The sequence below is a fragment of the Vibrio sp. 2033 genome, assembly GCF_033339735.1.
Genome location: NZ_JAWOVC010000865.1, coordinates 1 through 512, shown reverse-complemented (window position 1 = coordinate 512; position 512 = coordinate 1). Strand labels below are relative to the sequence as shown.

General features: G+C 43.6%; 1 protein-coding gene. It reads left to right on the top strand.

All coding sequences use genetic code 11. The annotated features are described in order from the left end of the window. Positions 1-115 precede the first annotated feature (115 nt). Positions 116-512, top strand: a 397-nt coding sequence (locus R7P74_RS29525; RefSeq protein WP_318124314.1) for a glutamine synthetase beta-grasp domain-containing protein, incomplete at its 3' end; no start/stop codon positions are given.

Genomic DNA, 512 nt, shown 5'->3' with positions numbered 1-512 from the left:
ACAATTAAAGTGAAAAATAAGATTGGCATTCAAATTGTATCTTATAAAAACGAAATGAGCCGTTAAAACGGCATCACCAGTCTTTCTACACATTGGTTTTTTTATTAATTGAACTATGAACCCAAAAAATGTTTTGCATTTCGCTGCCGATCAACAGGCAAAATTTGTTTCGGTCCGGTTTACCGATCTTCCGGGAGCCTGGCATCATCTTACTTTTCCGATTGATCAATTGACCGAAGATTCGTTTGAAGATGGATTCGGTTTTGACGCTTCCAGCCTTCGCGGCTGGGCAGCCATAAACGAATCAGACATGCTGCTTGTCCCGGACCCGTCACGTTACTGGATAGATCCATTTACCGAGGATACGACACTTTGTTTGATTGCAAACGTGGTCGAGCCCATTACGAAAGATGGTTATGGTCTGGACCCTCGTTCTGTCGCTGTTCGTGCCGAAAGTTATCTCAGATTTACCGGAATTGCTGACACAATTTACGTCGGTCCCGAAGCGGAAT